Source organism: bacterium (genome assembly GCA_035529855.1).
GTDB lineage: Bacteria > RBG-13-66-14 > B26-G2 > WVWN01 > WVWN01 > WVWN01.
In genome coordinates, this window is record DATKVX010000063.1 from 20,583 (window position 1) to 34,849 (window position 14,267).

At 58.9% G+C, this 14,267-nt stretch carries 15 protein-coding genes; all 15 read right to left on the reverse strand.

Annotated features, from left to right (window positions below; translation table 11 throughout):
• Positions 1-7: 7 nt before the first annotated feature.
• Complete coding sequence (locus VMX79_06775) at positions 8-877, reverse strand: GNAT family N-acetyltransferase (GenBank protein HUV86799.1); 870 nt, start codon at positions 875-877, stop codon at positions 8-10.
• A gap of 18 nt (positions 878-895) precedes the next feature.
• Positions 896-2,308: a F0F1 ATP synthase subunit beta gene (atpD, locus tag VMX79_06780; protein ID HUV86800.1), complete on the reverse strand. Its 1,413-nt coding sequence runs from the start codon at positions 2,306-2,308 to the stop codon at positions 896-898.
• A 29-nt stretch (positions 2,309-2,337) separates the two neighbouring features.
• The gene (locus VMX79_06785) at positions 2,338-3,828 is read right to left on the reverse strand and encodes a hypothetical protein (GenBank protein ID HUV86801.1); all 1,491 of its coding nucleotides are present in this window, start codon (positions 3,826-3,828) and stop codon (positions 2,338-2,340) included.
• A 14-nt stretch (positions 3,829-3,842) separates the two neighbouring features.
• On the reverse strand, positions 3,843-4,046 hold the full coding sequence (locus VMX79_06790; GenBank protein ID HUV86802.1) for a type II toxin-antitoxin system HicB family antitoxin: 204 nt from the start codon (positions 4,044-4,046) through the stop codon (positions 3,843-3,845).
• A gap of 28 nt (positions 4,047-4,074) precedes the next feature.
• Positions 4,075-4,983 carry an ATP synthase F1 subunit gamma gene (atpG, locus tag VMX79_06795; GenBank protein ID HUV86803.1) on the reverse strand — a complete coding sequence of 303 codons (909 nt, stop codon included), beginning with the start codon at positions 4,981-4,983 and terminating at the stop codon, positions 4,075-4,077.
• On the reverse strand, positions 4,983-5,501 hold the full coding sequence (locus tag VMX79_06800; GenBank protein ID HUV86804.1) for a hypothetical protein: 519 nt from the start codon (positions 5,499-5,501) through the stop codon (positions 4,983-4,985). The genes atpG and VMX79_06800 overlap by 1 nt, the downstream gene beginning before the upstream one ends.
• Positions 5,502-5,504: 3 nt before the next feature.
• Entirely contained in the window at positions 5,505-7,064 is a 1,560-nt protein-coding gene (gene atpA, locus VMX79_06805; protein HUV86805.1) for a F0F1 ATP synthase subunit alpha, read from the reverse strand.
• Positions 7,027-7,617: an ATP synthase F1 subunit delta gene (atpH, locus tag VMX79_06810; protein HUV86806.1), complete on the reverse strand. Its 591-nt coding sequence runs from the start codon at positions 7,615-7,617 to the stop codon at positions 7,027-7,029. Before atpH ends, atpA begins: the two co-directional genes overlap by 38 nt.
• Positions 7,618-7,624: 7 nt before the next feature.
• Complete coding sequence (atpF, locus tag VMX79_06815) at positions 7,625-8,137, reverse strand: F0F1 ATP synthase subunit B (protein ID HUV86807.1); 513 nt, start codon at positions 8,135-8,137, stop codon at positions 7,625-7,627.
• A gap of 7 nt (positions 8,138-8,144) precedes the next feature.
• Positions 8,145-8,552 (reverse strand): ATP synthase F0 subunit C, encoded by a 408-nt coding sequence (atpE, locus tag VMX79_06820; protein HUV86808.1) that lies wholly within the window; start codon positions 8,550-8,552, stop codon positions 8,145-8,147.
• A 13-nt stretch (positions 8,553-8,565) separates the two neighbouring features.
• Complete coding sequence (gene atpB / locus VMX79_06825; GenBank protein ID HUV86809.1) at positions 8,566-9,321, reverse strand: F0F1 ATP synthase subunit A; 756 nt, start codon at positions 9,319-9,321, stop codon at positions 8,566-8,568.
• Positions 9,309-9,725 (reverse strand): hypothetical protein, encoded by a 417-nt coding sequence (locus tag VMX79_06830; protein ID HUV86810.1) that lies wholly within the window; start codon positions 9,723-9,725, stop codon positions 9,309-9,311. The genes atpB and VMX79_06830 overlap by 13 nt, the downstream gene beginning before the upstream one ends.
• 599 nt (positions 9,726-10,324) lie before the next feature.
• Positions 10,325-10,867 carry a right-handed parallel beta-helix repeat-containing protein gene (locus VMX79_06835; protein HUV86811.1) on the reverse strand — a complete coding sequence of 181 codons (543 nt, stop codon included), beginning with the start codon at positions 10,865-10,867 and terminating at the stop codon, positions 10,325-10,327.
• A 295-nt stretch (positions 10,868-11,162) separates the two neighbouring features.
• Positions 11,163-11,867, reverse strand: a complete 705-nt coding sequence (locus tag VMX79_06840) for a hypothetical protein (protein ID HUV86812.1) — start codon at positions 11,865-11,867, stop codon at positions 11,163-11,165.
• Between the two features lie 8 nt (positions 11,868-11,875).
• Complete coding sequence (locus VMX79_06845) at positions 11,876-14,116, reverse strand: amino acid permease (GenBank protein ID HUV86813.1); 2,241 nt, start codon at positions 14,114-14,116, stop codon at positions 11,876-11,878.
• Positions 14,117-14,267: the final 151 nt, after the last annotated feature.

A 14,267-nucleotide genomic window follows, 5' to 3' on the forward strand; every position in this document is an offset into this window, starting at 1 on the left:
CACCAGGCTAAGGTCCAGTTCCGTCGGTAGGGCGATCGGCTTCTCTCCTGTTTAACTCGTCTTTTACGTCGCGCGCGAAGGCCAACCGGTTCACGGTACAGCGGCCGTCGACGCACACGCCGAACAACGCACCGACGCGCCGCGAACCTTCCTTTCCCTCGAGCTCCACTATGTTTACTCTACCAACTTCGACCCCGTCGGAAATTCCGCGGACCTCTTCCGCCGCCCACAGGCTCGCCGGGCAACTGGGATGACACAGGAACGTAATCCCCTCGTCTTCCGTGGCGCTCGGCGGAACGAGAGTCGGCTTACCGCGGGCGCCGTACGACACGGCCATCAATACCCGGTCTCCTTCCTCCTCCACGGCTTCGAAGCCGAACGAGCGGAAAAACGCCGCCGGCATATAAGGCGAATCGTCGGCTAGAGCCGCGCCGCGCCACGCTACGGTAGCTACGCCGCTACCGCTGCCCCGGGCTTGCCGGATAACGCCGTCCATCAGCGCGCGCCCTACGCCCCGGCCTACGTACGGCGGTATCACCCACAGGCAATCTACGAATAAATACCCTCGACCTTCCACCGGGTACAGCGTCTCTTCGATCGGCACGTATTCCAAAAGCCCCACCACCAAACCGTCCGCCAGGAGCGTCAACTCGTCGCGGCCTATGCGTTCGCCGCCGACCTCTACGAACCGGGGAGGCCGGGGCTCGAGCGCCAGGAGCACCTTAAGGCCGCGGGGCGCCATTTCCTGAAGCCAGTAGCGGCGCCGTCGCTTAATCTCGCGCGTCTTCGGGTCCTTCCCCCTACCGGCGCAGAAAGCCGCGACGTCGTCGAGCTCCGTCGCCATAGCGGACCTGACTTTAACTATTTTCCCCTTCAAACGCCGCCCCCACCTTTTTTACGCCCGCCCGCTCGAAAGCTTCTTCGCCCGGTCTACGGCCTCGTCGATGGTTCCGACCAAAAAGAAAGCCTGCTCGGGGAGCTCGTCGAACTCGCCGGCGGTTAATTTCTCGAAACCTTCGATCGTATCTTCCAATTTAACGTAGCAACCGGGCCTTCCCGTAAAAGCTTCCGCCACGAACATGGGTTGGCTGAGGAAACGCTGTATGCGGCGGGCGCGCCTTACGACCACCTTATCCTCGTCCGACAGCTCGTCGATACCCAAAATAGCTATAATATCTATTAATTCACGATGCCGCTGTAATATCTCCTGAACCCGCCTTGCGGCCAGGTAGTGGCGTTCGCCCAAAACGCGCGCGTCCATGATGCGCGACGTAGACGTGAGCGGGTCGACCGCGGGGTACAGGCCGAGCTCGGATATCTGGCGCGACAGCTGCGTTACGGCGTCGAGATGCGAAAAGGTCGTGGCCGGCGCCGGGTCGGTGTAGTCGTCCGCCGGCACGTAGATGGCCTCCACGGCGGTTATGGAACCCCTCGTCGTAGAAGTAATCCGCTCCTGGAACTCGCCCATCTCCGTACCCAACGTAGGTTGGTACCCCACCGCCGACGGCATCCGGCCCAGCAGCGTAGAGACCTCCGAACCGGCTTGCACGAATCGGAAGATATTGTCGATGAACAATAAAACGTCTTTACCTTCGACGTCGCGGAAGTATTCCGCCAACGTCAGCGCCGTGAGCCCCACCCGAAAACGCGCCCCCGGGGGCTCGTTCATTTGGCCGAAGACCATCGCCGTCTTGTTAAGGACGCCGGACTCCTTCATCTCCAACCACAGGTCGTTGCCCTCGCGCGTCCGCTCGCCGACGCCGCCGAAGACCGAGTACCCGCCGTGTTCCGTCGCGATATTGTGGATCATCTCCATAATAATAACCGTCTTGCCCACGCCGGCGCCGCCGAATAGACCGGTCTTGCCCCCTTTGGAAAAGGGCTCGAGCAGGTCTATGACCTTAATACCGGTCTCGAGCATCTCGGACCTGGTATCCTGTTCGGTCAGAGGCGGTATCGGCCTGTGGATCGGCAACTTCTCGTCGGCCTCTAAGGGCCCGAGGCCGTCGATGGGCTCGCCGACGACGTCCATAAGCCGCCCCAGCGTGCCCGGTCCTACCGGTACCGTTATTGGGCCGCCCGTGTCGTACGCGGCGTCGCCGCGGACCAGGCCATCGACCGGTCCTAATGCAATGCAGCGGACCTGGTTCTCGCCCAACGCCTGTTCGATTTCCGCGGTAAGGACGCCGCCTTCGCGCCGCGGTATTTCTATCGCGTTGCGGATCGGCGGGAGAGTATCCGCGTCGAATTCCACGTCCACGACGGGCCCGATAATTTGGATTATTTTACCTTCCGCTCTGCCGGTCATCGCAAACTTAACCTCGTGCCGGGCCTCCTTTATAAGGGTACCGCTAACCTCATCGCCAAACCGCCGAAGGTATACTTTAAAGTTTCGCCCCAGTAGAAACGGACGTACGCAAACGTACCCATGCCGACGCGGCTGGCCGCGCCGAAGCCGAATTCGGCCAAATTAAAAGGCCGGTTAGCGAAGACCCGCGCGTATTCGCCGAAGAGGCCTAAATTATACCAACCGAAAGCGACGTCGCTGCCCAAACCTAATTCGAAGCCGTCGTAACGAGTCGTATAGTCTACATCCAAAGGCGCTGTGGCGGCGGCGTTGTCTTCCGCCCCTTTAAACTTCCCCCGCACGGACAACGTTCTGTAACCCGCGAGCGGCGCCAGCCTAATACCCGGTGCCGGCTCGAGCCAAACCCCGCCGCGGTAATACGTACTGAAGTTGCGACGTAATACCCTCTCCGTAGGCCCTGCGGCGGGAGCGAACAACTCCTCCGCGTTGACGTCCCATATCCCGGCGAACCAAAGGCCGGCTTTAGCCCAAACGCCGCGATAAGCGCCTCCCCCTGCTACGGTAATTTGCCCCAGTTGATACTCCACCGGGAAATCGACCGGCCGACCTTCGCCGTCCGCGACGCCGTGTCGCTTGTAACCGCCGACGCCCAGATACAAATCCGTCAAAATCGAGAACCGCGCCGGCGGTCGCCTTTTGAAGATCGCGTAGTTAAAATCGCCCGGCTCCCGGTAAATTATTTCTACGACGGCGTTTAAATCCTCGGCCACCGGTATATCCGCCCGTAACCCCTCCGCCGTTACTTCTATACCTTCGAGCTGCCCTGTTAGTACAACGCGTCGCAAAAACGCCTCTGCCAGGTCTAAATTCTCGGCCGTCGTACCCTCCGGAAACGTAGCTGCGGGATGCCCGTCGCTATATCCGAACGAAACGGTTTCGTCACCGCTAACGAACCTCAAATCTATAGAAGGTTCTCCCTCGTCGGATACTCCCAAAATGCTCAAACCCCACCGCTCGTTCAAAAGCTCCATCCTTTGGACGACGTCGGCCTTCTCGCCCGGGCCCCCGCCGGTAATACCTATCCGCAAAGGCAGCCCTTCAAACCGGCGAACCGTAAGGTAGCCGTCGCCCATTTCCTCCAACGACGCGTTATCGAAAAAAAGGTCAACGAAGTCGCCGTCGTACCGGCCCGCAGTAGCTTTCGGCATAAGCGGGACGTTGCGCCAAATTTCCCGCGGGGCCGGCGCTACGGGGAGGTATTCAATAACGGTAACGGCGTACCCGGGCGCCGTCGCGACGATATGCGACGGTTTCCTCGGCGCGGCGACCAGTTTAAAAAGGCCGTCCCGGCCCGCCGTGGCGGCCTCGCCCCCCAAAGCGACCCTCGCGCCTGCCACGACGGTCCCCGTACGCACGTCGTATACTTCGCCGGCTACGGCGGTGGCCCGCGCGAGCGTCGGCGTCCAGCACGAAAACCAAACGGCGCCCGCCAGCAAACGACGCCCTACTCGCCCCGCCAATCCACCGCCCCCCATTACTCGGCGGCGCCGGCTTCGGTCGCCCATAAGATATGGAGAACGTCCCCCGGCGCCAAACAGCCGCTGAAGCGGACGCGGGCCACGACGTCGACGTTCTTCATCAACTCCGCCGGCGTGTCGCCGATGGCGAATATATCGTCTCGCTCGGCCTCGGTGCACCGGAGCTCGCCGTTATGGTACGCACGGAATTTCACGACCATGTTACTAAAACCCCATCACGCCGGTTTCCTAGCGTAGACTTTCCGCGACCGACGTAACCTCGATAAGCTCCTTGGTAATCCCGGCTTGACGCGCCTTGTTGTAGTCGAGGGTTAGCGCCCCGAGCATATCGCCGCAGTTTCGCGTCGCGGCCTCCATCGCCATCATACGCGCGCCGTGCTCCGAGCTCGTATGCTCCTGCAGGATACGCCAAACCTGGACGCTTACGTAAAGCGGCAACAGCTCGTTGAGGATAGTCTCGCTATCCGGTTCGAATATATACTCCAAAAACGGGCACCCTTTCCGCGCGGCGTCTCCCGGTGCCCCGGCGGCCTCTTGCGGTAAGAGCATCTCCTCCAACCGGATCGGCAGCACCGCCCGCTCGCTAACCACCTGCGTCCCCGCCGAAAAGTAATGGTGGTACAAAAAATCTACGCGGTCGACGTCCCGGGCGAGGAACGCCGCCGTCGCGGTTCGACCTATGGCCCGGGCGTCGTCGTACGTTATCCCGCGGAAAAACCCGATATAACTCTCCAGTATAGTAAACTTTTTTCGGCGAAAGAAATCGGACCCTTTCTTACCGACGCAAATCATGTCGGCGTATCGGCCGTAACGCGCCCTATGTTCTTCCTGATAAGCCAGCGCGCGTCTGATGACGTTGGAATTAAAGGACCCGCACAACCCCCGGTCGGAAGTTACGACTACGAGGATAGCGTTCTCATCGCCGCGGTCCGCCAACAGTGGGTGGTAAACCGGCTCGCCGCAGGTGGCCACGTGCGCGATAATCTCGGCCAGGTGCGCCGCGTACGGCCTCATCGCCATTAACGCAGCTTGCGCGTTCCTGACCTTCACCGCGGAAACGGTTTTCATGGCCGCGGTTATCTCGCGTATCTTCTCGACGGAAGCTATGCGCCGTCGTACGGCCCGAAGCGTCGCCATTATTTAACCGTTACCCACCTCGCCAAGGTCGCTTCCGGCCACTCGAGCCGGGAGAGGTTCGGCCCGCCGCCTCGAGCCGTCGGTACGGCGGCGGCCGCGTACGTGAAGCGGTAATCGCCGGGCGCGGTTTCCGCTTTGACCTTCAGCCTAACGTCGAAAACGCCGGCCGCGAGTTTCGACGGTTCGTATTGGTCGCGGGTGCGGAAAAAGGTCCACCCGTAACCGGGCCGCTCGCTCGGCGGGGCGGCGCCGACGCCTTCCAAACGCCGAAGTTTCCCTCGGGCCGCGCCGCGGAAAGAGCCCTCCTTCGCGACGGCGCCTTCCGGCAGCGATACCGCCAAAACGCCGAACACCGGACCCCGGGCGCGAGCCGGGGCGGCGGCGCGCACCAGCAACACCACCTCGAACGTCGAGCCCGCGTCCACCTCCAAAGGCTGGCCAACGTCGACGACTTCTAAACAAGACGCCGATAAAAAAGTGACCGCAACGGTCGCGAGTATTACAACGGCTCGAGGCATAATTTAAGCTTCGTCCGGTCCCGAAGCCTCTTCGCTCTCGACGGATACGCCTTTCTTTTTCAGAAAGCCCGATATAAACGTCGCGGTATCTTCGTTGAGTTTCTCGTGTACATCGTCCGGTAAATCGCCGGTCTCCCTTATGCGCCGGCCATAGTCCGGACGGACGGTACTCATGTACTCGAGGAATTTACCGGCGCACTCCCGAACGGAGTCCAACGGGACGTCATCGAGCGCGCCGGAAACCGCGGCGTTGATAATCAGAACCTGTTCGTCGACCGGCATGGGCGAATATTGGTCTTGCTTAAGAATTTCCACCAGGCGGTCTCCCCGGCGGATCTGGTCTTGGGTCACTTTGTCCAGCTCGGTTCCGAATTGGACGAACTTCTCGAGCTCGCGATATTGGGCCAAGTCGAGGCGCAACATACCGGCTACTTTCGTCATCGCCTTATTTTGCGCTTTGCCGCCTACGCGCGACACCGAAAGACCCGCGTTTATAGCCGGCCTTATCCCGGCGTAGAAAAGGCCGTCCTCGAGGTATATCTGGCCGTCCGTAATAGAGATGACGTTCGTCGGGATGTACGTAGAGAGGTCGCCCGCCTGCGTCTCTATTATGGGTAACGCGGTAAGGGACCCCCCGCCCATCTCGTCGGATAATTTCGCCGCACGCTCGAGCAGGCGCGCGTGAAGATAGAAGATGTCACCCGGGTACGCCTCGCGGCCCGGGGGCCTTCTCAAAAGCAGCGACAGCTGACGGTAAGCCCAGGCGTGCTTCGAGAGGTCGTCGTACACGACGAGCGCGTGGCCGCCGTTATCGCGGAAGTACTCCCCCATCGCGCACCCGGCGTACGGCGCTATGTATTGCAACGGCGCCGGGTCCGACGCGCCGGCGTGGACCACCGTCGTATAGGACATCGCGTCGTACTCCTCGAACGTCTTTACGACTTTGGCGACGGTGGAATTTCTCTGTCCTATGGCTACGTAAACGCAGACGACGTCGGTATCCCGCTGATTAATGATGGCGTCGACGCATATGGCCGTCTTCCCTATGCCCCGGTCGCCGAGGATAAGCTCGCGCTGCCCCCGCCCGATGGGCGTTATGGCGTCGATAGCCTTTAAGCCCGTCTGCAGCGGCTGGTTGACCGGCCAGCGTTGGACGACGCTCGGGGTTTTTCCCTCCAGGGGTAGGGTTTTATCCCGCGGAACGGCCCCCCGGCCGTCGAGCGGGTCGCCTACCGGAGTTACGACCCGGCCCAACAACGCCTCCCCCACCGGGACCTCCAGGATCCTGCGCGTGGTGCGCGCGACGTCGCCCTCCTTTATGGCGCGGTCGTCCCCCAAGACCACGACCCCCACCGTAGTCTCCTCGAGGTTCATGGCGATGCCGTAGACGCCCCCGCTGAAGAGTATCATTTCGTTGTACATCGCGTCGGAGAGGCCGTAGACGTGGGCGATGCCGTCGCCGACGCTCGTCACGATCCCGGTCGTCGTGACGTCGAGTTCCTTGCGGTAGCGGGCGATCTCGGTTTTAAGTATTTCGCTTATCTCGTCGGGACTTATCTTCATAGGAGCGCTCCTCGAAGCCGACGGCCACGCCGGCTATCGACTCCCGCATATCCTCCAAACGAGACGCCAACGTACCGTCGATGACGTGGTCGCCGACGGTCAATTTCAAACCGCCCACTACCGCCTCGTCAACGACGGTTTCGATTTCGACGCGCTTCCCCGTAAGCCGCGCGAGCGCGGTCCCCAGCCGCTCCCGCAAATCCTCGCCCAGGGGTACGGCCGACGTCACCTCCGCCGCCACTATCCCCGCGTCGCGACGGTATATCCGCAAAAAATCTTCGTAAACGGCCGGCAGGAGAGATAGGCGACCTTTTTCGATAAGGAACTGTACGAAATCCCCGGTAATCTCGAAGGCCGTCAGCTCCTTTATCAATTTCACCTTGGCCTCGAACGGGATCGCGGGGTGCGCCAGGAACTCCCTAATCTCGGCGCGCTCGACGAATAACTCGGCGAAGGCGGCCAAGGCCTTCAAAACTTCGGCTACTTTACCTTGGGCGAAGCTGAGCTTATAGAACGCCCGGGCGTAGCGCCGCGCGATTACCGAATCTCGCATCTCGCGCCTACGATTCCAGCGGTTTATCGAAAGCCTTACGGCTTTCCATCTCGGCTAAAAACTTCTCAGCGAGCTTCCGCTCGCGCGTCGTAGTCCTGGTCTCCTCGAGAACCCGGCCGGCGATGGCGACGGCCAAATCGGCCATCTCGCCCCTGATCCTCTCCACCGCCCGCGCCTCCTCGATGGCGATAAGTTCCTCCGCCTTTTGCATTAGGGCGTCGGCCTGGCGGCGCGTCTGCGCCAGAAGGTCCTCGCGGTGGCGGCCGGCTTCTTCGTTAACCCGTTTGAGTATAGCGGAAGCCTCATCGCCCACCTGGGCCATCTTCTCCTCGTACCTCGACTTGAGGGAGTCGGCTTCGGCTCGGGCACTCGCGGCGCGCGCCATATCACCCTCGATACGCTCGCGCCTTTCGCGGAGGACCGGCGCGAGCAGCGCCTTGTATATAACCGCGACGACTACGGCGAATATGATGAAAACGCCGAGTTGGTAGAGGAACAAGTTTACGTTTAACTCGAGCACACGCCGCTTAACCGAGCAGTCCCTTTAACGGATTCGAGAATATGAGCAACAATGCCACAACCAACGTGTAGATGGCAAGCGTTTCGATGAAGACTATCGCCAATATCATCGGGACCAATAACTTGCCCGACGCTTCCGGTTGGCGAGCTATGCCGTGAAGGGCGGCCGCCGCGGTTATGGCCTGGGCGAACGCGGCGCCGACGGCCGCAAACGCCATCCCGGCGACGGCGAACATAAGTACGTTGGAAAGTCCCTTCGTCGCGGTCTCGGCAACGCTGTCCGCCTTAGCCGGCGTCGCGGGTTTCTCTTCCGCGGCGTAGGCCGCGCCCACGGCGAATACCCACAAACACAACCCGACCAGAATCCACGCTTTTAAACCCATCTCTTGAGCCTCCTCGACCTCTCGTTTATTCAACGGCCAGACGCCGTCAGTACTCCTCTTCCCCCCACCCTACGGCCGCGCCGAAATAAAGGATAGACAGGAAGGCGAAGATAAACGCTTGTAAAAAGCTGGTTAAGGCCATAAGGAAATACACGAAAGGCATGGCCAGCTGCGCCGTTGCATATTGTACGTGGCCGCCGTCGAGCTTGAGGAACGGGAACAACTGGTCGGCGCCGACTACCAGGTTGTTGAGGACGATTACGAAAATGTCTTCGCCCCGAATGTTACCGAAAAGACGCAGCGTTAGCGACAACGGCCTGAATATTTCGGTGAACGTCTCCAGGAGCAGGAATACGGGCCCTATCGCTAAAATCGGCCCCATTTTATGCCGGAAATAGTTTTTTAGCCCGAGCTCCTTTATGCCGACGTAAAACGTCATAACGAAGACGCACAACGCCATGGCCGCGTTCACGTTCACGTTACTCGTCGGCGAAACGAAGCCGGGAACCATCCCCGCCAGGTTAGCGAACAATATATAAATAAATAAGGCCAAACAAAACGGCAGGTACTTTACGATCTTCGGGCCGCCGATTTCCCGGAGGAAATTCTCGCCCACCGCCGCCGCCGCTTCCAACATGAATTGCGGAACGCTGGGTTTTAACTTCGCCGAACGGCAGATAACGTAAAACGCTACGAGTACGACGACGGCCACGAGGATAGCGTTCGTCGCGATAACGGCCGCGTGCGCGTCCAACCCCGGCAGCGGTAGACCCCATTCCAAGCCTACTTTTAACTCTTCCATAACTTATCGGGTAGCCGGTAAGTTCCGCGCAAATAATAAAGTGAAAGGAGCGCGGGCGCGGCCGTCGCTACCACGAGCGCCCCCAACGCTACGGCGTACGGTGAAACCACGTTGCCCCGCACGAGCGCCCAAACCGCTACCGGGGGCAATAACGCCTTAGCGCTCAGCGCCGCGATGCCGGCAATTACGGGCCCGCGGCCGCCCCGGCGTGCTCCATCCAACCAGGCGACAGCGAAAAAAGTCAGCAAATAGAAATCGGCCGCTACGGCTCCGCCCCCTAATAAAGCTCCCCGTACCCATTCGCCGCCGCCGCATATCGCGGCGACTAAGACGGCCAGGGCGACGGTAGCGGCTAAGCCGACGTAAAAACCGACCGGGTGATATACTTCGCGGCGTTCGCTCATTTGAGTAAGCGAGAAGTTTCGCGTATTATCAAATACGCAGCCGCGGCTATGCTAAAAAAGCTGAATAAGAGCGTCAGTGCAGGCGAGGTTCCAAGCCATTTATCTAAGAAATATCCCGCGAAGAACCCCCCAAATATAACCGCCATAAAAGTCCAAACAAGGTTAATAACGATCGCCGCGTTCCGAATCAACTGCCGGCCGCGGTCACCACGATTCTCGCCTTTTTCTGTCACGCTTTATATAACTGCTGCGAAAGGCTAGCTAACTTGAATTTTCCGGAAATATAACATTTTGGCCCTTTAAAAACAAGATAATTTGACGCGTCGAAGCCGTAAAAAAAGAGGGCTTGCGCCCTCTTTATAGCTCCGGAGCAATCGGCATTCCTATTCGAACAACGCCTTTACCTTGCCGAAGGACGTCGGCGTTATAGCCGTCGCGTACGGCCTCCCGCCCATATCCTTGCCGCCTTCGCCAGCGCCCCTACAAGGGGAAGTCGCGGTTAAACCGAAGTCGTTATTCTCGAAGTCTTCGAATAACGGGTCTGCGTGGATTTCTTTTGTGCCGGGGGTCGGTACAAAACTGTACCATGAACCGCCGCCTCAACCCGGGCAGAAATACATGTAGTTGCCGCCGTAGTTAGATTCGACGTCGTTGTAGAGGATGTTCAAGCTGGTAGTACTCTGGTGCTTCGCGATGCCGTACATCGGCGCGCCGGCCTTCGTATTCTTAAAGATGATGTTATTCTTGACGGTTGCGATCGCGTTCATCCATACGTAGACGCCGGTACCACTTTTGCAAATCGTATTCCCGTCGACGTTAGCGCTGGCACCGTCCGAGACGTAGATCGCTCCCAAGTAGCTGCCGTCTACGAAGCAGCAACCCGTCACGTCGCATAGGGTGCCGGGTTGAGAAAGGAATATCTGGCTGCCTTCGAGGTCGCAGAGCGCGCCGTTACCGCGGATGCACGACTTCTTTCCTTGCACCACACCTAAACCGCCGGTGTACGTTACTTTGGTATCGAGGACGAGAAGCTTATCGTATCCCTCACCGGGGCCGGCTTCATCGTAAGCGGATTGCAGCGTCTTCGCCAACGCCGCGGGAACGACGAGCGCTAGCGCTAATAAAACGACTAAGTAACGCAAAGTACTTCACCTCCTTCCTTCCATTTGCGTTGGGCGCTACAACGACTAGGAGCACGCCTTTTTGCCAACTTATCTCCTTATAAAAGATTCTACACCAAAACCGCCTAGGATGCAAGTAAAAACGTGATATGCCTGTTATACAAACATATATTACTAAGATAGTAATGATATACTTCTTTACTTAACGCAAGCCCCCGCGCACCGTAATTCCGACTTCGCGGTCGCAGCCGCGCAGCCGAGTACGTACGGGCCCGACTACCTCCTCGGTTAAATTTTTACCCTCTACCGATTTAAGTTAACCCCGCCCGTTGCGGTTTTCGCCTTCACGCGCGTGGCGCTTTTCTAACCACCGGCCTACCAAGTCCTTAGCCGGCCCCGCGAAGGCGTTGCCGAACGCGATCGCCGCGGCAAGCATAACCGCACCAAAAATGATAATGAACACGGCTATGAGGAACGTCGTCGTTAAGTACAGCTTTTCCATCGCCATCACGGCGCCTACGAACAGGATGCCATAACGAACGGCCTTACCTATGGCCGCGGCGTTTAACCCCTCCGCCTTGGTTGCCCATACCCGGGCGAGCCCCCCCAAGAACGACCCGGCGATGTGGGCTACGAACAGTATCGCCGCCGCTAAGAGGATACGGGGTAGATAGAGTATTAGGAAGTCGAATACGCGTGTGAGCAGCGTGAACCCCAAGAGCTCAGCACAAAAATCCAAGAATAAGAGTACGACGACCCACCAAATAACGCGCCGGAAAATTTCGGCGGCCGAGTGTTTAATATCCCCCTTGGCAAGCGCGCCGAAGCCCAACCTCGCGGCGCCCTTTTCTATCGGCAGCGCAAGGAAAACGCGGCGCGCGAGCCGCGACAACAAGTACGCCAAAAGCAGGCCCGCGGCGAAAACCGCCGCCGCGACCAACAATACCGGTAGATATCCGGCTATGGCCTTCACCGTATTGAGAAACGGTTCCACTACCGTTTGTTCGAAAAATTCGCGCATATCCAAATTTAAGGCGCCGCCGTGCCCGACAGAAGGCGCTCGAGCCGGCCCCGCCGTACGGGCGTGAATTTCTTTATTATCAGAACTGTGTTATCCACCCGCTCGGAGATCTCCTCCGGGACCGATTTAAACAGCAGCTGTTCCCACGCGCCGCCCTTGCGCGCGCCCAACACGACCAGGTCTTTCGGCCGTATCTCCGCCATTAACGCTTCAGTTACTTCTTCGCCGTGGAGCACGCCTCGTTCGAAACCACGTCGGCACTCCACTTCGCAAACGACTTCGTCCAACAGGTTCCTCGCGCTATATCGCGGAGTGCCGAATTCGTCGGTTGCCCCGGATACGGTTACGACGCGTAATTTGGCGTCGAAACGGTCGGCGAACGCGGGCGCCAGCTCCGCGGCGAGACGGGAGTTGGAGCTGCCGGAAACCGCGACCAGTATGCGGCCTACGTCCGTCAAATCGTCGGCGCCCGGCCTTACAACAGCCACGTCGCAAGGCGCGTGCTCGAGCACGGCGTCGATAACGGTAGCCAACAACCTATCGCCCAGGGTCCGCCGGCTGACCCGTCCCATTACGATGAAGTTACAATTCTCCTCGCGCGCCGTTTCCAAAATGCCGTGCGAGAGGCGGTGAGATATCTTTATCATCCGCTTAACGTCGGCGACGCCCTCGCGTTCGCATATCTTCTCGGCCAAAGTAAGTTGGGGGCGGTAATCGCCGGCTCGAGCCACGCCGCGCTCCAGCGGTACGTAATACGGTACTTCGACTACCGAAAGCAGCAATATCTCGCCGTCGAACTTCTTCGCGATGGCCGCGGCAACCGTCACCAACGACTTCATCGTGTCCGGGTTCGCGATCGGAACTAATATCTTATACTCCTTGCGGGCTTGCTTAACCATTAAGTACCGTATAACGCGCCCGCGCTCGAGCGTACGTTTGGCACCCTTCGAGTACGCTAAATAAACCAACCCTCCGGCGGCCAGATAACAGGCGCCCAAAAGGTAAGTGTTCCACTCCATGAAGAGCAACATAAGAAAGTTGGACGCGATGCCTAAGGCCGGTATCAAGTAGCCGAAGGGTAAGCGGAAAGGACGTTTAAGTTCCGGGCGGCGCCGCCTTAGCATTATTACCGAATAATTAATGATTATAAGCGCGAAAAGCAGACAGAAGTTCGTTAAGTGGGCGACGAACCGTACTTCGCCCATCACGGCAATTATTATCGCCAAACCGGCCGCAACCGCAATCGCCCAGTGCGGCGTCCGAAAGCGGGCGCTTACCCGAGCCAAAAAGCCGGGCATAAAGCCGTCTCGCGCGACCGCGTACGTGACCCGCGAGGTCGAGAGGACCGCGGCGTTTAGCGCCGAGATCGTCGACATAATACCGGCGATTAACACGAAGAGTAGGCCGTACTCCCCCAGGACTTTCGAGGCGATGATCGCAAGTGGCGCCGACGAAGCGCCTAAGATTTCGTAATCGACTATCCCGACGGAGACCAATATCACAAAAACGTATATTATTGTCGGCAAGATAAGCGCTATTAAGATGGCGCGGGGCAAGTTTTTTTCCGGGTTTTTTATCTCCTCCGCCGCTTCCGAAATCTGTTCGAAGCCAAAGAACGAAATATAGATAAGAGAGGTCGCAGCAAGAATTCCGGCGGCGCCGAAGGGCGCGAAATTTTCGAAGCGCCCCCATTCTACGAACCGGAAACACAATATAACAAATACGACCAAAATCGCGACTTTGCCTAATGTGAAGAGGTTTTGGGTATGCCCCGCCTCTTTCGTCCCCTTGATATTTAACAACGCCAATAGGACTATGACCGCCGCCGCCGCGACGGCTCGGTTTAAAGTATATGGCAACGCCAACTCTACGAGGGGAGTGAAATGCTCTGCGAAGCCGATGGCGTACAGGGCCGCGGAGACGACCAGGCCGAAGACCATGGCCCAGCCGGTGATGAAGGCCGTGAAGCCGCCGATGGCCTCGTGCACGAAGGTGTACCCGCCGCCGGCTATGGGGATGGCCGCAGCCAATTCGCAGTACGACAGCGCCGTGAAGAGCGTCATAAAGCCGACGATGACGTACGAGACGGTCGCCGCCGGCCCGGCCGTGCCCGCGGCCAACCCCGAAAGGATGAAGATGCCGGCGCCGATCATCGCGCCCACGCCCAGCATCGTCGCCGTCAGGAGGCCCAGCGACCGCGTCAGCTTGACCTCGTGCTCTTCGCCCGGTAATGGTATTCGCTCAGCCATTTTTCTCAGCCGATAGCTACTTCCGGAAATTATACTAAAGGGTATGGAAAAAACAAGGGAAATCGGGAAAAACCATTAAAAACTTAGCCATCTAAGGCTTAAAAATCGACGATTTGATGCCGAAAAAAGCCCCGCTACGCGGCCTATTATT

What these genes read in the sequence shown, in the direction of transcription:
- atpD (HUV86800.1), bottom strand. Translation starts at nt 2,308, where the DNA reads ATGACCGGCAGAGCGGAAGGTAAAATAATCCAAATTATCGGGCCCGTC.
- VMX79_06790 (HUV86802.1), bottom strand. Translation starts at nt 4,046, where the DNA reads ATGGTCGTGAAATTCCGTGCGTACCATAACGGCGAGCTCCGGTGCACC.
- atpG (HUV86803.1), bottom strand. Translation starts at nt 4,983, where the DNA reads ATGGCGACGCTTCGGGCCGTACGACGGCGCATAGCTTCCGTCGAGAAG.
- VMX79_06800 (HUV86804.1), bottom strand. Translation starts at nt 5,501, where the DNA reads ATGCCTCGAGCCGTTGTAATACTCGCGACCGTTGCGGTCACTTTTTTA.
- atpA (HUV86805.1), bottom strand. Translation starts at nt 7,064, where the DNA reads ATGAAGATAAGTCCCGACGAGATAAGCGAAATACTTAAAACCGAGATC.
- atpH (HUV86806.1), bottom strand. Translation starts at nt 7,617, where the DNA reads ATGCGAGATTCGGTAATCGCGCGGCGCTACGCCCGGGCGTTCTATAAG.
- atpB (HUV86809.1), bottom strand. Translation starts at nt 9,321, where the DNA reads ATGGAAGAGTTAAAAGTAGGCTTGGAATGGGGTCTACCGCTGCCGGGG.
- VMX79_06830 (HUV86810.1), bottom strand. Translation starts at nt 9,725, where the DNA reads ATGAGCGAACGCCGCGAAGTATATCACCCGGTCGGTTTTTACGTCGGC.
- VMX79_06840 (HUV86812.1), bottom strand. Translation starts at nt 11,867, where the DNA reads ATGCGCGAATTTTTCGAACAAACGGTAGTGGAACCGTTTCTCAATACG.
- VMX79_06845 (HUV86813.1), bottom strand. Translation starts at nt 14,116, where the DNA reads ATGGCTGAGCGAATACCATTACCGGGCGAAGAGCACGAGGTCAAGCTG.